At 50.8% G+C, this 24,664-nt stretch carries 22 protein-coding genes; 10 read left to right on the forward strand and 12 right to left on the reverse strand.

Translation table 11 applies throughout. The annotated features are described in order from the left end of the window. The first annotated feature begins 123 nt into the window (after positions 1-123). Both ACJJI6_RS21470 and ACJJI6_RS21475 read left to right on the forward strand, forming a co-directional pair. On the forward strand, positions 124-609 hold the full coding sequence (locus tag ACJJI6_RS21470) for a hypothetical protein (RefSeq protein WP_444925765.1): 486 nt from the start codon (positions 124-126) through the stop codon (positions 607-609). Between the two features lie 54 nt (positions 610-663). Then, on the forward strand, positions 664-1,845 hold the full coding sequence (locus tag ACJJI6_RS21475) for a hypothetical protein (protein WP_444896282.1): 1,182 nt from the start codon (positions 664-666) through the stop codon (positions 1,843-1,845). Positions 1,846-1,933: 88 nt separating this feature from the next. On the opposite strand, the gene holA is transcribed toward ACJJI6_RS21475, so the two are convergent. From holA to leuS, 3 genes are all read right to left on the reverse strand, one after another. Next, entirely contained in the window at positions 1,934-2,938 is a 1,005-nt protein-coding gene (gene holA / locus ACJJI6_RS21480) for a DNA polymerase III subunit delta (protein ID WP_475712010.1), read from the reverse strand. A 13-nt stretch (positions 2,939-2,951) separates the two neighbouring features. Then, positions 2,952-3,476 (reverse strand): LPS-assembly lipoprotein LptE, encoded by a 525-nt coding sequence (locus tag ACJJI6_RS21485; protein WP_444907431.1) that lies wholly within the window; start codon positions 3,474-3,476, stop codon positions 2,952-2,954. A gap of 85 nt (positions 3,477-3,561) precedes the next feature. Continuing rightward, positions 3,562-6,159, reverse strand: a complete 2,598-nt coding sequence (leuS, locus tag ACJJI6_RS21490; protein ID WP_475712011.1) for a leucine--tRNA ligase — start codon at positions 6,157-6,159, stop codon at positions 3,562-3,564. Positions 6,160-6,320: 161 nt separating this feature from the next. Between leuS and ACJJI6_RS21495 the strand changes: the two genes are divergently transcribed. From ACJJI6_RS21495 to ACJJI6_RS21505, 3 genes are all read left to right on the forward strand, one after another. Continuing rightward, the gene (locus tag ACJJI6_RS21495) at positions 6,321-6,770 is read left to right on the forward strand and encodes a zinc ribbon-containing protein (RefSeq protein ID WP_444907433.1); all 450 of its coding nucleotides are present in this window, start codon (positions 6,321-6,323) and stop codon (positions 6,768-6,770) included. Between the two features lie 197 nt (positions 6,771-6,967). Further along, positions 6,968-7,549 (forward strand): YdcF family protein, encoded by a 582-nt coding sequence (locus tag ACJJI6_RS21500; RefSeq protein WP_282931508.1) that lies wholly within the window; start codon positions 6,968-6,970, stop codon positions 7,547-7,549. Positions 7,550-7,721: 172 nt separating this feature from the next. Continuing rightward, positions 7,722-8,135 (forward strand): hypothetical protein, encoded by a 414-nt coding sequence (locus tag ACJJI6_RS21505; protein WP_413663111.1) that lies wholly within the window; start codon positions 7,722-7,724, stop codon positions 8,133-8,135. 10 nt (positions 8,136-8,145) lie between these two features. On the opposite strand, the gene ACJJI6_RS21510 is transcribed toward ACJJI6_RS21505, so the two are convergent. From ACJJI6_RS21510 to miaB, 6 genes are all read right to left on the reverse strand, one after another. Further along, on the reverse strand, positions 8,146-9,063 hold the full coding sequence (locus ACJJI6_RS21510) for a TIGR01777 family oxidoreductase (protein ID WP_475712012.1): 918 nt from the start codon (positions 9,061-9,063) through the stop codon (positions 8,146-8,148). Positions 9,064-9,177: 114 nt separating this feature from the next. Beyond that, entirely contained in the window at positions 9,178-10,743 is a 1,566-nt protein-coding gene (lnt, locus tag ACJJI6_RS21515) for an apolipoprotein N-acyltransferase (RefSeq protein ID WP_475712013.1), read from the reverse strand. A 70-nt stretch (positions 10,744-10,813) separates the two neighbouring features. Next, positions 10,814-11,710: a CorC family transporter gene (locus ACJJI6_RS21520; RefSeq protein ID WP_445355814.1), complete on the reverse strand. Its 897-nt coding sequence runs from the start codon at positions 11,708-11,710 to the stop codon at positions 10,814-10,816. A 71-nt stretch (positions 11,711-11,781) separates the two neighbouring features. Continuing rightward, positions 11,782-12,252 carry an rRNA maturation RNase YbeY gene (gene ybeY / locus ACJJI6_RS21525; RefSeq protein ID WP_444940901.1) on the reverse strand — a complete coding sequence of 157 codons (471 nt, stop codon included), beginning with the start codon at positions 12,250-12,252 and terminating at the stop codon, positions 11,782-11,784. Between the two features lie 16 nt (positions 12,253-12,268). After that, a complete protein-coding gene (locus tag ACJJI6_RS21530; protein WP_445362367.1) occupies positions 12,269-13,324 on the reverse strand; it encodes a PhoH family protein in 1,056 nt (351 codons plus the stop codon). A gap of 194 nt (positions 13,325-13,518) precedes the next feature. Next, positions 13,519-14,886: a tRNA (N6-isopentenyl adenosine(37)-C2)-methylthiotransferase MiaB gene (gene miaB / locus ACJJI6_RS21535; protein ID WP_413663105.1), complete on the reverse strand. Its 1,368-nt coding sequence runs from the start codon at positions 14,884-14,886 to the stop codon at positions 13,519-13,521. A 180-nt stretch (positions 14,887-15,066) separates the two neighbouring features. Here miaB and ACJJI6_RS21540 point away from each other — a divergent pair, with 180 nt between their 5' ends. The 3 genes from ACJJI6_RS21540 (at position 15,067) to olsF (ending at position 18,172) form a co-directional block, all read left to right on the forward strand. After that, entirely contained in the window at positions 15,067-15,399 is a 333-nt protein-coding gene (locus ACJJI6_RS21540; protein WP_172975496.1) for a DUF1820 family protein, read from the forward strand. A gap of 311 nt (positions 15,400-15,710) precedes the next feature. Then, entirely contained in the window at positions 15,711-16,502 is a 792-nt protein-coding gene (locus tag ACJJI6_RS21545) for a UDP-2,3-diacylglucosamine diphosphatase (protein WP_444896292.1), read from the forward strand. Continuing rightward, positions 16,499-18,172 carry a bifunctional ornithine lipid synthase OlsF gene (gene olsF, locus ACJJI6_RS21550; protein WP_444915682.1) on the forward strand — a complete coding sequence of 558 codons (1,674 nt, stop codon included), beginning with the start codon at positions 16,499-16,501 and terminating at the stop codon, positions 18,170-18,172. Before ACJJI6_RS21545 ends, olsF begins: the two co-directional genes overlap by 4 nt. 84 nt (positions 18,173-18,256) lie before the next feature. Here the strand turns inward: olsF and ACJJI6_RS21555 are convergent, their stop codons facing one another. Both ACJJI6_RS21555 and ACJJI6_RS21560 read right to left on the reverse strand, forming a co-directional pair. Further along, positions 18,257-19,531: an aspartate aminotransferase type Ic gene (locus ACJJI6_RS21555; RefSeq protein ID WP_444925758.1), complete on the reverse strand. Its 1,275-nt coding sequence runs from the start codon at positions 19,529-19,531 to the stop codon at positions 18,257-18,259. Positions 19,532-19,721: 190 nt separating this feature from the next. Then, positions 19,722-20,588, reverse strand: a complete 867-nt coding sequence (locus ACJJI6_RS21560) for a DUF6279 family lipoprotein (protein WP_444925757.1) — start codon at positions 20,586-20,588, stop codon at positions 19,722-19,724. Positions 20,589-20,850: 262 nt separating this feature from the next. Between ACJJI6_RS21560 and nagB-II the strand changes: the two genes are divergently transcribed. After that, on the forward strand, positions 20,851-21,849 hold the full coding sequence (gene nagB-II, locus ACJJI6_RS21565; protein WP_444925756.1) for a glucosamine-6-phosphate deaminase NagB-II: 999 nt from the start codon (positions 20,851-20,853) through the stop codon (positions 21,847-21,849). A gap of 32 nt (positions 21,850-21,881) precedes the next feature. Further along, positions 21,882-23,012 (forward strand): N-acetylglucosamine-6-phosphate deacetylase, encoded by a 1,131-nt coding sequence (nagA, locus tag ACJJI6_RS21570; RefSeq protein WP_475712014.1) that lies wholly within the window; start codon positions 21,882-21,884, stop codon positions 23,010-23,012. 29 nt (positions 23,013-23,041) lie between these two features. Here nagA and ACJJI6_RS21575 read toward each other — a convergent pair whose 3' ends face one another. Continuing rightward, a complete protein-coding gene (locus ACJJI6_RS21575) occupies positions 23,042-24,088 on the reverse strand; it encodes a LacI family DNA-binding transcriptional regulator (protein ID WP_444925754.1) in 1,047 nt (348 codons plus the stop codon). Positions 24,089-24,664 lie beyond the last annotated feature (576 nt).

Genomic DNA, 24,664 nt, shown 5'->3' on the forward strand with positions numbered 1-24,664 from the left:
ATATTCTTCTTATTCTTTTTTATTAAATATAATCTTTCTTCTGATTCAATATTTCTCTTTTTTACCTATAGTTGTTCTCGTTGTTTTTTTAGTTGTTAACCGTTCTTTATTGAGAGGTGGTTGGTGATTGCTACAGCGAAACGAGTAACGGTAATTACACTTCTGTTCCTGGTTTTACCGCTTTCGGTGTGTTGGGCTTCTGATCTGGATAACCACGATGAACTGTCTGCGGGGCAGGGGGCCCTGGATCTTCTTTTACTAAGAAAAGATTCAATTGCGGGCAACTTGGCTCAGGTTTCACAAACGGGTGATTATAACGTTGCAGAGATTACCCAGTCTGGTTTTTATAACCAGGCCGTCCTGATACAAGGAGGTGAATCCAATGCTGCATTAGTGCAGCAAACAGGCGATTCTAATTATGCTGCGATATCGCAGTCTGGGGCCTACAACCAAGCTACAGCGATACAGAGTGGTGTGGGTAACGTGGCATTGATCAGTCAGGTTGGCTACGGAAATTCCGCAAACATTATTCAAAACGGTGATGGATTGTTTGGTTATGTCGCTCAGTTCGGTGACGACCATGCGGTGCAACTAGTGCAGTACGATTAAAGCACTGCACTCTTTTACTTGTATTTATAATTTTATTCCGAGGGAGATTGATAGATGAAAAAGGTTACACTTGCTGCTGCTATTGCTTTGGTTGTTGGCTCTAGCCAGGCACTAGCTGATAACAACTTTGGTGATCAGGTGCAGCTTGGAAATGACAATGATGCCAATGTTATCCAGGTGACAGCAGCTACCAATAATGCGGCGTACCAGTGGCAGGAAGGCGAGTCAAACTACGCCAGAGCCATTCAATCTAATGCTGATGACAACTACATTGACCAAACACAAATTGGCAACCGTAATTCAGCTAGAACAACCCAAGAATATGGCCAAGTAGGTAGTGAGGCAACTACTTATCAAGATGGTGAGGGAAACAACGGTGTAATTCATCAGTGGGAAGGTTCGTATAACACGACTCATATTGCTCAAATCGGTAGTGAAAACCAGCTGCATGTAGATCAGTTCTTTGGGTCTAATTTCAATTACTCTGACATGTATCAAGTGGGTAGCGATAACGCCGGACTCCTACAGCAAGAAGGTGATGGTAACTACTTTGTCAGCACCCAAGAAGGCGATAGTAACGGTGTTTGGAACAGCGCAGTTCTTTCTTCTACCGATGGGTTTTATGGCGGTCAGCTAGGTGACTTCAACGTGGGGTCAGTCTATCAATATGGTTCTGCCAACAATGCTAATTTGATGCAAAGAGGCGACTTCAACCTATTAGACGTTGGACAGGCCGGAGCTAATAATACAGCTAATGTCTTACAAGAAGGCCTGGGAAATGCGGGAATGGGCTATCAATCTGGAGATAATAACGTTGTTAATATCAGCCAGAACGAAACCTTCAATTATGGTGTTATGAATCAAGTGGGTAATGATAATAGCGCTAATCTTGTTCAAACTGGTGATGCTAATGTGGCCGACTTCGGTCAGTATGGCGATTTGAATCTTGTTAACATTGACCAGGCTGGTATTAGTAATGAGACATACGGTTATAGTGCCGGTGTATCAAATATTGTAGATGTAGATCAGTTTGGGGAGCTGAACTTGGCTGAAGTGCATCAAGATTTTGGTGCTGATAACCTGGTAACCGTAGCTCAATCAGGCGCCGAGCACTTCGCTCACGTTGGTCAGTCTGGCTATGAAAACATTGCCACAGTTAACCAGACCAGTACCTTAAATATGGCTAGCATTGAGCAAGTTGGCGCCAACAATATGGCTACCATTACTCAGAACTGATCTTGAAAAGTTTCAGGTATGAGAAAAAACCGCCCTTTTGGGGCGGTTTTTCATGAGGCCAATGTGGTTTTAGGTAAACAAAAAGTGACTAGATTATCCGTTGACCAGAAAAGTTGAGGATCAGCTCTAATAGCCCTGTCCATGGAGATTGCTGCCCACTACCACCTTTAATAGAGATATCTATAGCTCGAGCGCGAATTAATAAGCTTTCTAGTTGCTTCCTATTTAGTCTGTGTAGGGCTCCTTGGACCAATGGCTGTCGCTTTTGCAGCCGAACCAATCTCGCTAGAGGTTGGCCTTGATCCAGTTTTTCCATAATGTCGAGAAGAGTGCGAATTTCTCTTGCTATTGCCCAAAGTACAATGGGTGGTTCAATACCTTCGACCCTCAATCCGTCGAGTGTTTTGACTGCTTTGGCTGAGTTGCCAGAGAGTGCTGTGTCAATTAGGTCAAAAACACTGTAACGGGCGGAGCTGGTGACACTATGCTCCATCATTTCCCGGGTGATTTCTTGCCGGGGGCTGGAAAGCTTAAGTTTTTCTATCTCCTGGCTTGCGGCAAGCAGGTTGCCCTCTACTCTTTCTGCCAGGATTTGTACTGCTTCTGGTTCGGCTGAGAGGCCTGCAGATGCAAGGCGCTGGTTGATCCAGCGGGGCATTTCCTGAATCGTCACAGGCCATACCTGAACCAGTACTCCTGATTGTTCTAGGACTTTGACCCATTTGCTGTTGAGTTGCGATTTATCAAGTTTCGGTAATACCAGTAAAAGCAAAAGATCTTCACTCGCCAGTGAAGCAAACTCTTGCAGGGCTTTACTGCCCTTATCCCCGGGTTTACCTCCGGGTAAACGCAGCTCGACAAGTTTTTTTTCTGCGAAAAGAGACATATTTCCGGCTGAAGCAACCAGCGTGTTCCAGTCAAAATTATGCTCTGCGTGAATAAGTTCTCGCTCGGTGAAACCGTGCTTTTTCGCTGTTGAGCGGACTAAATCGCAGCACTCTTGTACTATTAAGGGCTCATCACCAGTGATAATAAAAATTGGCGATAGGCCCTTTTTTAGATTTTGCGATAATTGATGGGGGTTAACGCGCATTAATAAAACTAACCTAGTAGCTCTTTTCTTCTAATGAAGCATTCACATCGATACGCCGTAAGCGATCGATAATGCGCCCAATAAGCTCCCGCTGCATCTCCGCGCGCAAGGTATTTTCCTCTTCACTTTTACTGACAATTTCATCGACATCCCACTCCAAGGTGCGGTAAACATCTGCCTGTGCTTTATTTAGGAGGACTTGGCCTGAAGCTGTGCGTACGCTATAGATTGCACTGGTAATTAATTCGTATTCAGATGCTCGCCCTTCAGAGTCTACAGCTACGGTTAGTTTTCTCTCGGTTTCCTGGTGAATGATGAGTGTATAGTCAGCTTCTGCAGGTGATTCCGCCATAGGCACACCCGCATTATTGAGCAGTCGAGTTAATTGATCTGCGATATCACTGCGAGGGTCTACTGTGGATATATAGAGTGTACTACCGGGAGGAAAATTCTTAGGGGCGCCTCTTAGATGCCAGCCGCAACCGGCAATAGTGATAGCGAGAAGAAAAATAAAGGCTCGATTTGCGATTGTTTTCATAAACTACTTGCCATGGTCTTGTCGGCTACAGCGAGCTGACTTAAGTGAGCCGGGAGTGAAACTCCCGGCATCATATTGCGGGTCTTTACTTGGCGACAATATTAACCAGCTTGCCAGGTACGACAATTACTTTGCGCACCGTAGCTTCACCGATAAATTTCTGAACGTTCTCATCGGCGAGGGCGAGTTTTTCCAGGCTCTCTTTGTCTGCATCAGCAGGCGCATCCAGTTTTGCGCGTACCTTGCCATTGACCTGGACGACCAAAGTAATCGAGGTGCGCACCAGTGCTTTTTCATCTGCCATTGGCCAAGGAGAATCGATTAGGGCACTGGTATTCCCCAGCACCTGCCACAGTTGGTGACAGATATGAGGAGTAACCGGAGCCAACAGCAAGACGGCGGTCTGTAGGGCTTCTCTCTCTACAGCCAGTCCTTGATCACTGTTGCGATCTGCCAGCTTGCCGACTTCATTGAGCAATTCCATTACTGCTGCGATAGCGGTATTAAAGGTCTGGCGGCGGCCATAGTCATCCCCCACTTTTTGGATGGTCTCGTGGGTTTTGCGGCGCAGCTGCTGTTGCTTGTCATTGAGGGACTGCTGGTCGATCTGTGCTTCACTGGAGCCCGCTGCAATATGGGCGTGAACGGTCTTCCAGAGTTTGCGCAGGAAGCGGCTGGCACCTTCCACACCGGCATCGTGCCACTCCAGAGTCTGCTCCGGAGGGGCGGCAAACATGGTGAACAGGCGAACGGTATCGGCACCGTACTCCTCAACCGCAGCGTGAGGGTCTATGCCATTGTTCTTGGACTTGGACATCTTTACCACGCCGCCGGCAATAATCTCTTCGCCGGTGGCTCGCTCAATCGCTTTGGTCGGCTTGCCCTTGTCATCGCGCTCGACGTCCACATCGGCGGGGTTGATCCAGGTCTTGTGGCCGTGTTCTTCCTTGTAGAAGGATTCGGCTAACACCATGCCCTGACACAGCAGCTGCTTGAAGGGTTCATCGCTATTGACCAGGCCCTCATCCCGCATCAGCTTGTGGAAGAAGCGCGCGTAGAGAAGGTGCAAGATGGCATGTTCAATACCGCCGACATACTGGTCCACAGGCAGCCAGTAGTTGGCGCGGTCCGGGTCCAGCATGCCCTCTTCAAAATCGGGACAGGTATAACGGGCGTAGTACCAGCTGGACTCCATAAAGGTGTCGAAGGTATCGGTTTCACGCTCTACGGGAGTGCCGTTGAGTTCGTCTTTACGCCATTCGGGATCGGCTTTAATAGGTGATTGAACGCCGTCGAGCTCGACATCTTCCGGCAACAGGATCGGCAGTTTGTCTGCGGGTACTGGTATTTCTCCGCCGTCGGCCAGGTTGAACATGGGGATGGGCGCCCCCCAGTAGCGCTGGCGGGAGACACCCCAGTCGCGCAGGCGGTAGTTGGTCTTAACCCGCCCCTTACCTGCAGCAATCAGCGCTTCGGAGATCGCAGTAAAGGCGCCATCAAAATCCAGGCCGTCAAAACTGCCGGAATTCACCAGTTTGCCTTTCTCTGTATAGGCCTCTTTCTCCAAATCGATAGACTCGCCGTTGGCAGCCTCGATAACCTGGATAACAGGCAGCTGGTATTTTTGTGCAAATTCCCAATCGCGCTGGTCGTGTGCCGGTACTGCCATCACTGCGCCTGAGCCGTAATCCATCAGAACATAGTTGGCCACCCATACGGAGACTTCTTCACCGCTGATGGGGTGAATTGCCTTGAGCCCGGTATCCATGCCTTTCTTGTCCATCGTGGCCATATCGGCTTCGGACAGGGACTGCTTTTTGCACTCGGCGATAAAGGCTTTGAGTTCGGGGTTGGACTCGGCAAGCTCCAGAGCGATGGGGTGCTCGGCGGCGAGGGAAACATAGGTAACGCCCATCAGTGTATCCGGACGGGTGGTATACACATCGAAGTGGTCCATGCCCGCAATAGGCTTGGGCAGGGCAAAGCTCAGCTCTACTCCCCGGCTCTTGCCGATCCAGTTGCGCTGCATGGTGCGCACCTGCTCGGGCCACTCGGGCAGTTTGTCCAGGTCTTCGAGCAGCTCTTCGGCATAATCGGTGATCTTGATAAACCACTGGGCCAGCTCGCGGCGCTCAACGGTGGTGCCACAGCGCCAGCAGGCGCCATCTTCGACCTGCTCATTGGCCAGTACGGTCTGGTCGTGGGGGCACCAGTTCACTGCAGAGTTCTTCTTGTAGACCAGGCCTTTTTCGTAGAGGCGGGTGAAGAACCACTGCTCCCAGCGGTAGTAGGTGGGCTGGCAGGTGGCCAGTTCGCGGGACCAGTCAAAGCCAAAACCCAGGGCCTTGAGCTGGCCTTTCATGTACTCGATATTGGCATAGGTCCATTTGGCTGGAGCGGTCTTGTTCTGGATGGCCGCATTCTCTGCAGGCAGACCGAAAGCATCCCAGCCCATCGGGTGCAACACGTTCTTGCCCTGCATGCGCTGATAGCGAGTAATTACATCGGTAATGGTGTAATTGCGCACATGCCCCATGTGTAGCTTGCCGCTGGGGTAGGGGAACATGGATAGGCAGTAGAACTTTTCCCTGCCGGCGTCTTCCTTTACTTCAAAGCTCTTCTCGGCCTCCCAGAATTCCTGGGCGGAAGCTTCGACTGCGGAGGGGTTGTACTGCTCTTCCATCGATTCGGGACCTATACTCTGTGATCAAAATTTGCGGGAAACTGTTCAGTGTTTATTGGGGGATGTGAACGCTTGTCAATCGGTAAAGATTGATCGCGATCAAGTTTCGCTCCCAGTGCATCTTTTACGATGCGTAAACGCGGGATTATAGGAGGGATACCGTGACGAAGGAACCAAAGTTGCCGCCGAAGGACGATCTGATTAATGAGTTTCGCGAAGACTTTGAAGATTTGGTCGAAGGTGAGCTGGCTGTTGAGAATCTCACCGCCAATAAGATGGCATTTTTGCGCGCTTGGCTGAAAGATGACCTGCATCGGGCTGCTGACTATATCCGGGGACTAGGTGGGGAATTGAAGACCCTAGAGGAGCGCAGCGGTGATTGGCTGCTGGATGCGGCGGACCCCACAGAAACCGCCTGGCCAAACTTAATGCGATGCATCAAAGATGGCAAGCCCTGGGCTTTGGCCGGCGAGTTTGTAGGGCCGGATGAGGAGTTGCAGTGTTTGGGCTGTGGATACCGAGCTATGCCGCCGGCAAATACCCAGATTACCCCCTGCCACCGGTGTGGTTATGGATGCTTTCGTCAGATTGAGGGTGGTCTCGAGTATTGAATGGGCTCTATACGGCGGCGGCCACGCTTCTGATGCCTCCAGCAGCCCCATTGTTGGGGCTGCTGGTTGCATTCCTTTTGCGATTCTCTTCATCCGGGTCCCTGCTTGAGAGATGCTCTCTACCCTTGGCTATGATTTCCTTTTGTGTGCTTTGGTTAGGGGCGACCCCGGCATTCTCATCCTGGCTTGGGGATCGATTGGGCAAGGTACCTTATCAACCCCATATAAGGCCTGAGGCCGTTGTGATCCTTGGTGCAGGGCGTTATCGCGATAGGTATTCGAATAGGGAGAGACTCTCTGCGGCGAGTCTCGAAAGAGTTGCCGGTGCTGTCGAGCAAGCACCAGAAGACTTACCGATTCTGGTATCTGGCGGTCGGGTTCACAGCGGAGAGCGGCTGGCAGAGTCTGATTTAATGGCTGCGTTGTTGGAGGAGGAGTTTTCCACTCCGGTCACTTGGCGTGAAGATTGCAGTCGTACTACTGCAGAGAATGCAGTAAATAGTGCTGATATTTTGCACAGTGCTAACGTGAGGTCGGTTTTTTTGGCCACTCACTGGTGGCATATGCCTCGCGCAGCGGAAATTTTTTCCCGCGCTGGCTTAGAGGTACAGCCCCTGCCGGTTGGGAGTGCCGGAGAGTTGATGCCCCGCGCTCAAACAGGTGTGGGGCGCTGGCTGCCCAATGCTGTCTCCCTGCTAAGGACCCAGGTCTACTGGCGGGAAATACTGGCACGGATCTGGTATCGGTGGAGTTCGCTACCGTCCATCAGAAAATGTTGAGGATGGATAAGGAACTTTTTGATAAATGTAATCTCAGAGGCCTACAGGATTTGAGGGATCAGGCGTCGAGCCCAAATGTTTGAGAGCTCTTGATTGCTAGTTGTACCGGGCTTAGGATGACTGGCGCCACAGGACATACCCATTGATTATCTTTTTATATGGAGTAGCGGCTGTGGATAAGAAACATAACAATAATCGAGATAACCTTATGATGAAGGGCATCCCACTTTCTTTCTCTCCGATACAGTTACATAACCGGTTAAACCGGGCTGTTTGGATTGGCTTCAAGCGGGTTGAGCAAGATGGCCGCACACTGGTTTTTCTGTGTGCTGGTGGCGATAGCGGCGCCCAACTCAGTAAAAATTTTGAGACCTTTGCCGGGCAGATTGTTCGGGAGTTCGGTTTTGCTCCCGCCGAAGTGGAGTTTATCGAGCTGCGTTCAAAAGCCGAGGAGTCCCATTGGTATCGCTGGCATGCCCAATGGGTGGGTTCTGCGCCAATGGAGTGCCATGGCGACCTGGTGACCAGTGAATCTAGCCGACGCTACTTAGCCCAGGCACTCGAAAGCGATATGGCCGCCGCTTAAATTCATTTGTTTAGACGCTGGCTTTAGTGGCAGCGCCGTCACCCTTGAGCAGGTCTGAGAGGGCTTGCTCTAGAGTTGGAAATTGGAAGGTATAGCCGGTTTCCAGTGCTGTACAGGGCTCGACCCTATCACTGGCTAGCAGTAATTCATCAGCCATCTCTCCAAAAGCTATCTTTAAAGCCCAGGCCGGCAAGCGTAAAAACGCCGGGCGATGCAGCTCTTTGGCCAGGATCCTGGCAAAGCTGTTGTTGGTTACAGGTTCTGGTGCACTTCCGTTAAATGGACGGCAAAGTTGATTGTCGATGGCGTGTAATATCAGCCCGACTTCGTCTTCTTCGTGAATCCAGCTCATCCAGTGCTCGCCCGAGCCCATGGGGCCGCCAAGCCCGAGACGAAATGGTGGCAGCATTTGGGGAAGGGCGCCACCGCGCATGGAGAGAACGATAGCTGTGCGGATAATGCCTACCTTAACGCCAGAGTGCTGCAACGGGAGCGTGGCGGCCTCCCAGTCCCGACACAGCTGTGCGGCAAAGCCCCCTCCTGGAGCGCTGTCTTCTTTCAGTAACTCCCCTCCGCGATTGCCGTAATAGCCGATTGCGGAGCCGGACAAGAAGTAGGATGGCTTGTCTCTTTGGCCCAGGGTCCAGTGAACCAGCTTCTCTGTTGTGTCCAGGCGTGAACTGCGAATCTCAGTGCGATATTTTTCTGTCCAGCGACGGGAGATGGGGGCCCCGGCAAGGTTCACAATAACATCTACGGGCTGGTTTACCTCTGCGGGATCGCGGCAGGCGTTGGCTGATTCGCCACATAAGTTTCGAACCCTGTCCGGATGTCGGCTTAATACCGTAATAGTATTGCCTCGCTCCAGCCAGCGCCGACAAAAGAGTCTGCCTATAAGCCCGGTGCCACCGCTAATCAAGCAATGCATGGGGAATCACCTTGCCTTATATTCGCTAGAAAATTGAATGGAGCATAGCAGTGATATTCAGTGGCGGTAGCTTACCGATGGCCACCCCGGCAGGGAGTGGCCACAGGGCTTGTTTTAATCGGGTAGCTCGCCACTGAGAGGGGAGTTGGATTGGGGTTCCACCCTACGGCGTAAAAACAGGGCCAGGGCCAGCATTGGGAGCGCCAAGGCAAATACCAATGAGATGCCGGCTAGCATAAACGGAGTGGCGCCACTCATCGCTCTGATATCCCCGGTCATATTCGCGCGCTCGAATTGGGGGAGTTTTTTAATAATCCTCCCCTTGGGGTCCACAATTGCCGTCACACCAGTATTTGTCCCTCTCACCAGGTAGCGACCAGTTTCCAAAGCGCGCATCTGCGCCATTTGCATATGTTGTAAGGGGCCAATAGAGGTCCCGAACCATGCATCATTGCTAATGGTCAGCAAAACCTGGGAAGACAGTGCTGAGTCGGCAACCAGCCTGGGATAGACAATCTCATAGCAGATAAGCGGCGCCCAGCTTGCACCAGCAGCATTGAGTGGTGATTGTTCGTCCGGGCCTGAGCGGATAAAGGAAGTGGGGAGATTAAAAAACTCGATAGTGCCCCGAATAAAATCCTCCAGAGGTACATACTCACCAAAGGGGACCAGGTGGCGCTTGTGATACACGCTGGGGCTCTGGCCAAAAACTGCGGCGGAGTTGTGAATACTCGGCCGCTCCTGTGCCGAACCCCGGGTGTCATAGAGAATACCGGTGATCAAATCGATGTTGGTAGTCTCAGCATTGCGTTGCAGCGCCTGCATAAGGTTGGGGGCTTGCCCGTAGAGCATGGGCAGGGCGGCTTCGGGCCAGATAATAACGTCTACATCCTGATCGCTAAGGGCGCGAGTACCCTCCTGATAACGACTGATAGTTTCCCCGCGAAACTCTGGCAACCACTTCTTTTCCTGAGGAATATTAGCCTGCACCAGCCCAACGCTGATAAGAGGACCTTTTGCGGAGGTCCACTCCACTTGGGAGAGGGCAGCTCCTATTGGCCAGGGGGCCAGTGCCGCAGTGAGTAGAATGATATGGCTGTGTCGCTTGAGCGGGGATAGGCGGCCACTGACAACCAGGGCCAGCACTGCGCCGGTAAATGCCAATAGCAGGCCTATGCCGTAGACACTCAAAATCGGCGCCCAGCCCGCTAGCCAGGTTTCTGTATGGCCATAGCCGGCGAAGAGCCAGGGGAAACCGGTAAAGGCCCAGCTGCGCAGCCATTCACTGATAAACCACAATGCGGCAAAAGCCAGAGCGAAGCTGAATTTATTATCTGTGAAGCGGCCCAGAATGTAGAAGGGCGCGGCTAACAGCAGCGCCATAATAGCGACGAAGCTTCCGGTGAGGGCCAGTCCTAATGGCACCGATGAGTTGCCAAAATTTGTAATCGAAACGTAGACCCAGGAAGCCCCGCTGGCGAAGAGGCCCAATCCATAGCAGAGGGCGAGCCAGAAGCTTTTGCGACCTGGTAGCACCTGCCCTTTGGCTGCAGAGAGCAGAATCCAGGCGAATAGTGTCAGGGACAGCAGGCCACATACCCAATAGTTAAATGGGGCAAATGAAAGTGTCATCAACCCGCCAGCTACAACGCTGGCGAGAGGAGAAAATAATCTGCGCATAAAGTTGTTGTCAGGATACCCCGTTCGCTCAGGGTATCAGTGTATTAAGGCTTGCAGTAATGAGCGGTACTCAGCTGTCTTCTTCTGGCGGTTTGCGCATATGGGCAACCCGCAAAAGGTGTATCTGGCGGCTGTCTGCATAGAGTACCCGGAACATAAAGTCACCCAGTCGGGTGACTTCGTCACGGCCCGGCAAATGGCCGAATGATTGCATAATAAGACCGCCGACAGTGTCGAATTCTTCATCACTAAAGGCGCTCTCGAAAAATTCATTGAACTCTTCAATGGGAGTCAGAGCTTTAACGATAAAATCGTTTTCCCCAACTTTACGGATATAACTATCCGCTTCTTCCTCGTCGGTCTCGTCTTCGATTTCACCGACAATTTCCTCGAGAATATCTTCGATAGTCACAACACCGGATACACCGCCGTATTCGTCTATCACGACCGCCATATGGTAGCGGTTCTCACGGAACTCGCGCAGCAGGATATTGAGGCGCTTGCTCTCGGGAATAATATTGGCTGGGCGGATCAGGTCTTCGAGCTGAAATCCGTCGAAACCTTTCAACAGGAGAGGGAGCAGGTCTTTGGCGAGCAATATCCCGCGTATATCATCAACACTTTCGCCGACGACAGGGAATCGGGAGTGCCCCGAATCAATAATTTTGGGGAGGAACTCTTCCGGCTTATCTTGAAGGCCTACCACAACCATTTGCGAGCGTGGAATCATAATCTCGCGGACTTGCTGGCTGGAAACGTCCAGTGCGCCTTCGATAATAGAGAGCGCTTCAGCATCTACCAGCTGATTTTCAGCGGCGTCCTTAATGATGTCCAATAATTCGTCGCGAGACTTGGGTTCAGCTGAAAAGGCGCTGAACAGCTTTTCCAGCCAACTTTTTTCACTCGCGCGGGATTTGCTCGCTGAGTGACTACTTGGGGGCTCGTCTGTGGTCATGGAAGTGGCCATGCTCCGGGGTTCTCTCGTTGGTAGATAAAATTCAGTAGCAGTTTGCCATTACTTCGGTGGTACAGCGGCTATCATCCCACTTCATCCTGTGGGGCGTAGGGGTCTGCAATGCCGAGGTTGGCGAGCAACTTCGTTTCCAGGCTTTCCATAACCTGAGCGTCTGCATCTTCGATATGGTCATAACCTAGAAGGTGCAGTGTGCCATGGACCACCATATGTGCCCAGTGCGCCGATAGTGATTTGCTCTGTTGCTCCGCTTCCAGTTCAACTACTGGGGCACAGATCACAAGATCTCCAAGCATTGGGAGATCCAGCTCCGCAGGGAAATCGGTAGGGAAGGATAAAACATTAGTGGGTTTATCCTTGCCTCGGTACTGGTGATTAAGTTCCTGGCTCTCACTTTCGTCCACGATTCGCACCGACAGTTCCGCTTCGTTGCGGTGGCCGGTCAAAGCCTTGGATACCCAGTTGCTGATAGCCTCATCGGAAGGGATGTCGTGGCAGCGGCTGACCCGCTGCACATCGAGTGTTAAATCAGTCATAACTCAGGTGCGGACTCTAAGCGGCATTCTCATCGGCTTTATTGGAAATTCGATCTGCTGAGGCCATTTCCAGCTCAGCTTCATGAATATCGTAGGCCTCCACAATGCGCTGCACGAGGGGGTGGCGAACCACATCCTTGGCTCCAAAGTGGGTAAAGCTGATTCCATTAACTCGCCCCAGTACTCCAACAGCATGGCGCAAACCGGAAGCTTGGCCACGGGGCAGGTCGACCTGGCTGGGGTCACCGGTAATTACGGCGGTGGAGCCAAAGCCAATCCGCGTGAGGAACATTTTCATCTGCTCGCGGGTGGTATTTTGGCTCTCATCGAGAATAACAAAGGCATTGTTCAGGGTGCGCCCGCGCATATAGGCAAGGGGAGCCACTTCGATAACGTTGCGTTCGATCAGCTTGCCAACAGTTTCAAAACCGAGCATTTCGTAGAGGGCGTCGTAGAGTGGGCGGAGGTAAGGGTCTACCTTTTGGCTCAAGTCACCGGGCAGGAAACCCAATTTCTCGCCGGCTTCAACGGCGGGGCGGACCAGGAGGATTCGCTCAACTTCATCCTTGAGCAGAGACTCCACAGCACAGGCTACCGCCAGATAAGTTTTACCGGTACCGGCGGGTCCGATACCGAAATTGATATCATTGGTCTGCACAGCGCGAACGTATTTACGCTGATTGAGCCCTCTGGGGCGTACCGAGCACTTCTTAGTGCGAATCAGTACTACTTGGTCAGCTTCGTTGGAATCACCGCTACCATCTTGGCCGGTGAGTTCTTCAACCCCCGCTTGCTGCAGAGCCAGGTGAATCTCATCTGGAGTGAGATAGTCCTTGGTACCGGTTTCCTTGTAGAGCCTACTGAGTAGTTCGCCAGCGGCACGCGCCGATGTGGCATCGCCGAAAAATGAAAACCGGTTGCCGCGATTTCGAATTTCGATATCCAGGCGCTGTTCTATTTGGCGTAGGTGTTGGTCGAACTGACCGCAGAGATTGGCGAGACGGCGTGCGTCGTTGGGCTCGAGAGTGATGCTGTGGGCGAGGGTTTGTGTTTCCAAATTGGTTTCCGGCACCTTTAATCCAGGGGTTATATTGCTAGGGTATACCCATTTTCCCTAAAGGGGAAAGAGGTGATTCCTACAAATAGGTTCTAACTTTACCTGATTTTAATTACGGGGCGTAATTTGGGGGGTAAGTTGAGCCTAATTTGGCGGCAGGATGTGCTTTCGAAGTACATCTTGCCGCTATTTGAGGTAATCACAAAGTCTTAGAACAGATCTTCTTCCAGCTCAGATGTGACTAAAGTACCGCGCAGGGAGTTTGGCAGGGCCTCTTCAATCACAACATCGGCAAATTTGCCGATCAGGGCGAGATCGTCCGCACGGAAGTTGACTACCCGGTTGTTCTCGGTGCGGCCTTGCAGCTGTCCGGGGTCCTTTTTGGAAACGCCGGTTACCAGCACACGCTCAGTGTTGCCAACCATGCGGCGGGCAATAGCTGCAGCCTGCTGGTTAATCCGCGCTTGCAGCAGCTGTAGGCGCTGCTTTTTCACCTCTTCCGGGGTGTCATCGGCCAAGTCGGCAGCCGGAGTGCCTGGGCGAGGGGAGTATATAAAGCTGAAGGAGATATCGAAGCCCACGTCCTGGATCAGGTTCATGGTCGCTTCAAAGTCCCTGTCAGTTTCGCCGGGGAAGCCGATAATAAAGTCTGAAGACAGGCAGATATCCGGGCGAATTTTCTTCAAGCGGCGGATCTTGGATTTGTACTCCAGGGCGGTGTGGCCGCGTTTCATTGCCATCAGAATGCGGTCGGAGCCACTCTGTACGGGCAGGTGAAGGTGACTAACCAGTTCTGGCACCTGTCCGTAGACATCGATCAGCGCATCGGAGAACTCTACCGGGTGAGAGGTGGTATAGCGGATACGGTCGATGCCATCGATCGCTGCCACATAAGTGATCAGCTCGGCGAAATCTACTTCGTGGCCATCTTCTCCCGTAGCGCGGTAGGCGTTTACGTTTTGCCCAAGCAGGTTCACCTCGCGGACACCCTGGTCTGCCAGATGGGCGATCTCTTCGAGTACATCGGCCACAGGGCGGCTGACTTCTTCGCCACGGGTGTAGGGAACCACGCAGAAAGTACAGTACTTGGAGCAGCCTTCCATAATAGAGACAAATGCGGTGGCGCCGTCGGCCTCTGGCTGGGGCAGGCGATCAAACTTCTCGATCTCTGGGAAGCTCACATCGACGATAACTGCGCCGCTTTTTTGCTCTTTGGTCTCCATCATCTCCGGCAGGCGATGCAGGGTCTGGGGACCAAAGATCAAGTCTACATGGGGTGCGCGCTTGGCAATCGCCTCGCCTTCCTGACTGGCTACACAGCCGCCAACACCAATCACCAGGTCGGGATTTTTTTCCTTCAGGTGCTTCCAACGGCCCAGCTGGTGGAACAGCTTTTCCTGGGCTTTCTCGCGGATAGAACAGGTGTTGACCAATAGTACATCCGCCTCGTCGGGATCGTCGGTAGGTACCATGTCGTGGGACTCGCCGAGCAGATCGCGCATCCTCGCGGAATCGTACTCATTCATTTGGCAGCCGTGGGTCTTAATATATAGCTTTTTCACCGATGTTTCGGACATATCGCGCCTGGTTAAAAACTGGTCAACAATTAGGGTGGGGCATTATAGCGATACGACCCGGCACTGCATAGATGGCTATATTAGCTGTTGCGAACCTGTGCTATTCTTGCGCGCTTTTTCGGGCTTTGCCCGTTCTTTGATCAATTTGAGCTTCGGGGTCATCCCCATCCTGAGAGACTTATGGCCAACCCGATTTATAAAGTTATTTTCCACAATCAAAACCAAGTGTACGAACTCTACGCTCGGGCCATCTATCAAAGTGATATGTACGGCTTTATCGAGGTGGAGGAGTTTGTATTTGGGGAAAAGGCTCAGCTTGTGGTCGATCCCAGTGAGGAAAAGCTGAAAACCGAATTTGCTTCGGTAACCCGTTCCTATATTCCGATGCACAGCATCGTGCGTATCGATGAAGTGGAAAAAGAGGGCACCGGCAAGATTGTTGAAGTAAAGGGTGACAAAGTTGCCAAGTTTCCTTTTGCCCCGCCTATCCGTCATCCCCAGGACACAGAGTGAGCTTTATTTTTACTCTGAATCAGGCCGGGCTCTATGCCCGGTTTTTAGCGCCAAAATCATCCGCTGCACCTTTTTTTCCTCTGCAATATAAGCTTCAATAAAAATCCTCCTGACTGTCATCAAATCGCTGCAAAGTGGTTGCGCTGACGATCAACGCCGTTCTGTATTTAGTTGATCTCAATTTGCTAGCAAGAGAGCAAATACGGATTTATCGATTTTTCTCAAGTTAGCTCAAGCGACGACCTATATTTTTGCCGCGTATCTGCCCTGATTTTTATGGGCTGATAACTGGTACAGACTGGAACTTTGCTATGAGCAATCGCTATCGCGCACTGTGGATTTCCGATGTCCATTTGGGCAGCAGAGACAGTGAGCCCCATCGACTTGCAGATTTTCTGGCTCAGAATCGCGCCGATACGGTCTATCTGGTTGGGGATATTTTTGATATGCAGGCACTCGCTCAAGGACGAGGTACATGGTGTCAGGCCTCTTCGCTGCTACTGGAAATGCTTTCCGAATTAAGTAGCCTGACGCCTGAAGTCATTTATATTCCTGGAAATCACGACGCGCCAATGCGCAGCTGGGCCGGAAAGCGGCTCGGCAATATCCGAATTGAAAAAGACTATATCCACACTGCTTCTAATGGGCGCCGCTTTTGGGTAACCCACGGCGATCAGTTTGAACACCGAATTAAAATAAATCCAATCAGTTACCATATCGGCGATCGCAGTTATTACCTGATGCTGCGCTTTAATCGCTGGATCAATTATTGGCGCAATCGGTTTAACAAGCCTTGGTGGTCGCTGGCCAGCCAAATAAAAAATCGTGTGGGTGCCGCTCGACAAATGATGAGTGATTTTGAGGATGTCGCCACCCGTGAAGCGATATCGCGGGGGTTCGATGGTGTTATTTGTGGCCATATCCATAGGCCTGCCCTTAGAAATAAAACAGTGTGTGGGGATGCTGTGACCTATGCGAATTGTGGTGATTGGGTCGACTCTATGAGTGCGGTTGTAGAACAACAGGATGGCAATTTAGATCTTTTACATTGGTATCGGACTCCAAAAATTGCCAGCATAATGACAGAGGTGGTTGCGGCATGATTCATCTTGAGACTCTTTTGCAGAAAAACGCCTGGTACAGCGCGGCACCACAAAAAACCACGCGAAAATTGGTTTCTGCCACAGTAAAGAAAATCTGTTGTGAGGAGCAGCTACAGGAATTTACCAGCAGTTACCCCCACCTTGGCGGCCTGGATTTTATTCGCCAAGTATTCGATGACTTGAATTTTCGCTACGAATTAAATCCATCAGAGTTGGCTCGGGTTCCCACTAGTGGGCCGCTGGTGATTGTGTCTAATCACCCCTTAGGAAGCCTGGATGGTCTCGCTCTGATCGATATGGTAGCGCGGGTACGGAAAGATGTTCGAGCTGTCGCAAGCCAATTATTATGGAACATAAAATCCCTGCGCCCCTGTTTATTGCCCGTAGATAACTTTAATGGGCGTACCCGTCGAGCCGATATTGAAGGTATCTATAGCCATTTAGGTGACGGGGGAGCGATTATTATTTTCCCGGCGGGAGAAGTATCCAGGCTCACCCCCCATGGGGTTCGGGATGGACGCTGGAATTCAGGCTTTGCCCGTTTTGCGGAAAAAACCAATGCGCCGATATTGCCGGTGCAGGTTTTAGGGAGGAATTCCTGGTGGTTCTATGGCCTCTCCATGTTGAACAAGCCCCTCTCGACTTTATGGTTGATTAGGGAGATGTTTAAACAGGCCAGCCGCAGTATCGATATTCGTATAGGACGTCCCTTGGAAGCGGAACACTTTCGTAGCTGGCCGCTAACACCCCGCGCCAAGGCTGCTCTGTGGCGTAAACATGTCTACCAGTTACATCGTTCGCCCGCCCCTCTGGGGCCGGAATTAATTGTTGAAGCTGAGCCAAAAGCCGATGTGGCGCGAGTGGTTGAGTCCTGTGTATCACTCTCTGAACTGGGTAATTTTTCTGTGCGTTTGTATCGGCAAAAAGCAGATTGCCCCGTCATGCGGGAATTGGCTAGAGTGAGGGAGATAGCCTTTCGCTCAGTGGGGGAAGGGACCGGCCAGAGCCGGGATTGGGATGCGTTTGATGCTCATTACGACCATCTATTGTTGTGGGATGCAGAAAATCGACAGATTGCAGGAGCTTACCGCATAGCAGCGACCGAGGCGCTCTCGGATGATCAGATATACAGCAGTACGCTATTTAATTACCCGCAGCCTCCTCGGCAGTGCCTGCCAGATTCTGCTGAGCTAGGGCGTAGCTTCCTACTGCCGGAATATTGGAGAGGGCGCGGGTTAGACCTGCTCTGGTGTGCTATTGGGCAGTGGGTATTGCGCAATAAGGTACGCTACCTATTTGGCCCGGTGTCTATGCCCGGTACATTTTCCGTGAGAGCGAAGTCCGTTATTGTGCGCTATTTTTCCCATTATTTTGCTCCTGAAAACTCCTTGGGGGATGCTCGACTGCCATTTCCGGAAGCACAATCTGAACTGCCTGAATTACTTGGGGATTCGGTGTCAGATATGCGTCAATTGAAGCATATTTTGCGTGAGGAGGGCGTTATGCTACCTCCCCTATTTAAAAAGTATGCCTCTGTTACTAAAACGGGAGGAACCAGTTTCCACGCCTTTAATATTGACCCGGATTTTTGTGATGCTGTGGATGGGCTGGTCGTTGTTGATTTATCAAAAGTGGACGAGAAGTTTGCTAAACGTTATTTATCCAGCTGACTTAGAAGTGGCTCTTTATGAAAAAGGCAGCGTAAAGCTGCCTTTTTTGAAGATTCAGGAAATCTCACCTGGCATTTTGGATGGTTAAATTTTGCCAAGCTTTTTACGTAGACTCACCAGTTTGACACAGAGGACGAAAACAGACATTGCGGTATCCAGTTCTTCCAGCGGTGGGAAACTGGGTGCAATACGAATATTGCTGTCCTCAGGGTCCTCACCATAAGGGAAGGTAGCGCCGGCAGGTGTTAATTTTACTCCGGCATCCGCAGCCATTTTAACCACTGCTTTTGCGCAACCGGGAAGGGTATTAAAGGAAACAAAATAACCCCCTTCAGGTTTTTCCCAAGTACCCATATCTGCATCGGTGAGGGCATTATGTAAATGCTCCAGAACACACTCGAACTTCGGGCGAAGAATATCTGCATGTTTATGCATGTGTTCTGTCAGGCTGGTGTATTCGGTAAAAAATCTCGAGTGACGCAACTGGTTGACTTTGTCAGGACCAATGGTCATTGCCTGCATTTGGCCTTTGAGGGAATCGAGATTTGCCTGGCTGGCGCTCACAAACGCAACGCCTGCGCCAGCGTGGGTGACTTTTGAAGTTGAGGCAAACTGTATTACGGAGTCTGCAGTATCATTTTCCAGGGTTGCTGTGCGAATATTTGGCAGATTTACATAGTTGCCAATGTCGTGCACCGAATAGGCATTGTCCCAAAATATCCGGAAGCTAGCGCCGGCAAATTGTCCCAGTTGCGCCAATCTTTCTACAGTTTCCTTGCTGTAAGTGGCTCCTGTTGGATTTGAAAACTTGGGCACACACCAAATACCAACAATCTCTGCGTCTTCACGCACGAGCTTTTCCACAAGCTCCATGTCGGGCCCCTGCTCTCCCATGGGCACGTTAATCATCTCGATACCCAGCTGCTCACAGATCGTAAAATGGCGATCATAGCCGGGAACAGGGCAGAGAAATTTGGGAGCTTTTAATTCGCGCCAGGGGGTAGTGCCCGCAAAGCCGAACAGGTAACCGGTGACTAGGGCGTGATACATCAGTGTAAGAGAGCTGTTGCCTCCGGCAATCACTTCGTTGACCGGCACTTGAAGCATTTCGGCTCCCAGCTCCCTTGCGCAGGTCAGACCGATTAAGCCACCGTAGTTGCGAGTGTCGGTACCGTCTGCCGCTCGATAGTCACCGGAGAGAATTCCATCAAGTTTATCGGAAAGTTTTAATTGCTCCGCCGAGGGCTTTCCACGTGTGATATCCAGGCTTAACTCGTGTTGACAGATCTTGTTGTAGTGAGCGCTTAATTCTTTTTCCCACTCGATCAATTGTTCCTGTGTGGCGGATTCGATATGCACTTGAATTCCCCTGGCTGGTAATGTGAGTTGGCGAGCTTATCAGCCTTAGGTCGCTTTCGTCAGCAGGAAATCACACATGATTATTAGTTTCTCTTGAATCTATTGAGTGGAATTTATCCTGGATACGCTAGCTTTTGAGCTCTCATGTCGTTCATCAGTTCGGCGGTGGTGTTGGGATCTGGGCGTCTGATTATTGGCTGGCTAGAGAGCGGAAGTCCTGGGCATAGTCGCGCAGAGTTTTGCTTAGATGACGACGTTGTGTGGGGCTGGTACTGGATAGAATTTGTTCTCCCAGTTCGCGAGCTTGGGTTTTGCGCTGCTCTTGCGCCTTGCGATATTCTTCGGACCAAAGTTGGTCTGGGTTTTCCAATAGACCGCGCAACTGTTGTTTGTATCCATCAGGCTTCTGTCGGAGAAGCTCAATGGCATGTTGCTGCCAAATCATATGTTGTTCGTTACGTAAAACAGGGTTGTACTCTACCTGCTTTACCCAGGCTGCGATCAGCTGCTTTTGTTGCTCGGTTAAACTTCCCAGCCATCGCCTGCTCTCCCGGCGAATTTGCCGATCGCGGTGTCGTTGTATTTTCCACGGCGAGCGCTGCCATTTTTCCAGTGTTTTCTGCTGCTTTTTGGCCAGGTTGTGTTGCAGGCGATCAATTTGTTGTGGTGTTAACTGCGCCACAATAGGAAGCATTAAGTTGAAGGCGTTGTTACTGGCGCTTTCGATGAAGTGGTACACCTCTTTTTCAACTGGGGCCAGCTGAGGATTCTCAAGTTGGCCTTGATCTACTTTATCTGCCAGTTGGCTCAGGAAATCGGCATATTTTGGTAGCTGTGTTTGGCGGTGCCAGTGAAAGAAGCTGTTTAGAGCCCCTTGAAACTCCAGCTCTTGCTGGGAATTTAAGTCGACATAGTCACGAAGCTTCCAGCGAATCCAATAGTCAATGTTGTTATAGGCGAATTGAATGCTGGAGCAGCTGCTCAGTAAGCTCGCAACTACAAGGAGAATGATTAAACGCCATTTTTGTGTGGTGCAACTGCCCGGGGTTTGGGGCATTGATCCTTCCTGTAGATATGATCGGCAGCGACTGATAGGGGTGCCTTAAGCATAGATTAAAAAGGTATACCCAATTCCAGTTTTGTTGTGACAGTAATGGGGTATCGGGTTGTCGAGCTAGTGGGCGTTTGAAAACAAAGCAGGACGATTAATGGCGTCAATTAACCGAGGTGAAGTACTGCTGGGCATAGACTGTTTGATGGAGCTCGGTATTAATGTGAGAACTGGGTTCATATTTTGAGTGAGTCAGGTAGGAAGTATTATGGTTACCACGGTCATGGAGGCTGAGGCTCGTGAGGCGCCGGATAGGATTGCTGAACAGCTGCATTCCAATGCCAATATAATGTCTCATCTGGGAGAGCGGCTGCGCCAGAAGCCTCCTCGTTTTGTGATGATTGTGGGGAGGGGTTCTTCTGATCATGCGGGCGTCTTTGCCAAGTATCTGATAGAGATTGAAACTGGTACCCCTACTTTTGCTGCCGCACCGTCGGTCTCCAGTGTTTATGGTCGCAAATTAAAGCTCGATGAGGCCCTGGTTATCGTCATTTCCCAGTCTGGGAGAAGCCCAGATATTCTGACCCAGGCCCGCATGGCGAGAGAGCAGGGGGCTTATACAGTCGCTTTGCTTAACGATGAAGATGCGCCGATTAAAGATGTGGTTGACTTGGTAATTCCCCTAAAGGCTGGCCCGGAAAAAGCGGTTGCAGCTACAAAAAGTTATCTAGCGACCCTATCTGCGATACTGCAGATGGTCGCCAGTTGGACGCAGAATCCCGCTCTTTGTAATGCTCTGGAAAAGTTGCCGGAAACTTTGAGATCTGCGGTGCGGGCAGAAATTCAATTGCGTCCGGAAAACCTGGCCTCGGTACAAAATCTGGTAGTTTTGGGGCGGGGTCCCGGTTATGGGATTACCCGGGAACTGGCGCTGAAGTTAAAAGAAGTCTGCAATATCCATGCGGAGTCCTATTCCAGTGCGGAATTCTTGCATGGCCCCGTTACGCTGGTGGAAGGGAAATTGACAGTGGTGAATGTTCCAATCGAGGATGAGTCATTCCCCACACACAGCCAGCAGATCGATGAAATTCGACGGCGTGGGGCGGCTCTGATTAATTTGCATGTGCCGAGTAAGGGGGTTCACCCGAGGGTGGCTCCACTGGCGCTGTTGCAGCGTTTTTATATCGATGTGGCCCACGTGGCGGTAAGTCGGGGGATTAATCCCGATGAGCCGGCGGGTTTAAAGAAAGTTACTCAGACAGTCTGAATAAAACAGAAAATAATATTTGGGAGGGGGAAGTGGGGGTTATCCTGATTGCTGAAAAGCTATTTGATGGCGAGCGCATACTTGCAGATGTTGCTATCACCATTGGAGATAGTGGACTGATTTCCGCAGTGGGTGGGGGAGTGAGTTCCGATGCTGAGCGCTTACCGGGTTTGTTGGTGCCGGGCTTTATTGATATCCAGGTCAATGGTGGAGGTGGTGTACTGTTTAATCAGGAGCCCTCAGTTAATGCGCTTCAGAAAATAAGCGAAGCCCATAGTCAGTTTGGTACCAGTGCTTTCCTGCCCACCTTGATTACGGATAGCTTTCCAGTGATGCAGCAGGCAGCCGATGCGGTAAGTGGGGCCTTGTCCAGCGGTGTTCCGGGTGTGATTGGAGTACATTTTGAGGGGCCGCATTTAAGTGAGGCCAAAAAGGGTACCCATGAAGGAGGGTTTATCCGCTCTTTGAGTCATGAGGAGCTCTCCCTCTACGCCCGGGAAGACCTGGGAATCCGCTTGGTCACTCTGGCGCCAGAGTGTGTATCGGTATCCGATATCCGAAAGTTGGTTTCCCTGGGGGTTCATGTTTGTCTCGGCCATTCGAATGCGAGTGCTGAAGTTGTTGAAGCTGCGTTGGATGCTGGAGCGACAGGATTTACCCACTTATACAATGCAATGTCCCCGCTTCATTCGCGTGAGCCGGGTATGGTGGGGGCAGCCCTGATCCGGGATGATGCCTGGTGTGGATTAATTGCCGATGGCCACCATGTCAGTACCGGCGCTATGGCGTTAGCTTTGAAAGCAAAACCTCGCGGTAAGTTGTTACTGGTAACCGATGCAATGTCGCTAGTGGGCAGTGATGCCACCAGTTTTCCCCTATTTAATCGAGTGGTTACACGAGAAGGGGATAAACTGACCTCCAGTACCGGAGAATTAGCGGGTTCTCACTTGGATATGATCGGCGCGGTTAAAAATATCAGCGACTGGTGTGGGATTGAATTGCCGGAAGCGCTGCGCATGGCAAGTTTGTATCCGGCGCAGTTCCTTGGTCTGGGGGCAGGTGTAATCACTGAAGGGGCCCGAGCGGATATGGTTTTATTAGGTGAGGATCTGCAAGTGAATAGGACCTGGAGCCTGGGGCGTGAAATTTATCGACGAAATTAACTTTCCAGGTCTCTCTTAAGCTGAAGGGGTTATTTGGGCGCGGGGCCAGTGGATTGTCGAATAATTAACTCGGGGGTGAAGCTACGGTATGTTTCACCCTCTTGCCCGGAACCATTGAGTTCTTTTGAACTTTTACACTGAATTTTCTCAAGCAGTAATTCTGCTGCCGAACGGGCGATTTCCTGGTTGGGTTGGTGTGCGGTTGTAAGTTTGGGCCAGGTTTGTCGAGAAAATGGGCTGTCTTCAAATCCTGCGATAGAGACTTGCCCGGGAACATCAATCTTTAACATACGAGCAGCAAATAGAGCGCCCGCTGCGATTTCGTCATTAGCGGCAAATATTGCTGAGGGAGGTTTGTCGCTGTCGAGGATCTTTCTCGCATTAATCTCGCCCGATTCAAATGAATATTTCCCTTCAACAATCAAATGTCGGTCTACTGCTATTCCTGCATCTTTGAGTGCCTGGCTGTATCCATTTTGGCGCCCCAATGTAGAAAGGTGCTCCTCGCCTCCGCTTAGATAAGCGATACGTTTGTGCCCGAGTGAAAGTAGGTGCTGGGTAATATTGTAGGCGGCTTGGCGGTCGTCAATCTGTATAGATTTTCCCTTTGCTTCCTCTGTACTGGTGGAGGAAATAATTCGCACAAATTCCACATTCATGGATTGGAGCGTATCGATAAAAGAAGGTGACTCTGAAAAAGGGGGGGTCAGGACCAATCCGGCTACTTTGCCGTGCTCGACCAGTTTATTTAGGTCGCTGTGGATAACTGGAGATTTCGAACTGCATGGATGGATAAGTAGTTCATACCCTTTTGCTCTGCAGGCTTCCAATATGCCGTTTTGCATATCGATAACGTAGTAGGCATTAGGGTTGTCATAAATAAATGCGATGGAGTAGGAATGTGTCCCCGCCAGATTCCGCGCGGCCAGATTGGGTGTGTAGTTCAGGCTTTTGACTGCGTCGAGCACTTTTTGCCGAGTGGCTGCGCGTACAGAGGGCTCATTATTGATCACCCTGGACACTGTTTTGATAGATACGCCGGCGCGCTCGGCAACATCGTTAATTGTGACTTTCATGCATCAACTAGTTCTATCTGAGCCTTGGCCTTGCTGGCATCGACAAGTAAGTATTGCTGGAAGGTGGGATTTTAACAGTTATGAGTCTGCAATTAGTTTATGGAGTGCGCTTCCTTTCTTAATTTGTGGGTAATTTGTAGTTTTTTATCCCAATGCGTTGAGATTTCTAGACCTTATCATTTGTCTGTAAAAATCCTACACCTAAGTAAGGCCAATCTTTCACTTTGTGACTGAATGAAGGCATTAAGTTTCCCAGTATTAAAGAAAATGATGGCTTTTACGCCAAATGCCTCCTATATGCCTGTCTCCCCTGGTCAACATCTTCAATCACTATTTGAAGCCTCTTGAAAATTTTTGTAGTTTTACTACATAATGCGCATCAATAAGATTGAGTGGCTACAGATTGGGTGAATTACTCAAGCCGGGCGTCCAAAGTCTCTACCACCTCAGTGGGGAGGAGGTTCCGGCATTGTTGGATCACTAACATTCAGCTCTAAGAGCGGGAAGAGGTTCGGAAGTGAGATTTCTACCCGATAACAGGATTTCCCATAAGTCTCCATAAGCAGTCTTGCCGTG

The sequence above is a fragment of the Microbulbifer maximicatervae (SeqCode) genome (genome assembly GCF_056232625.1).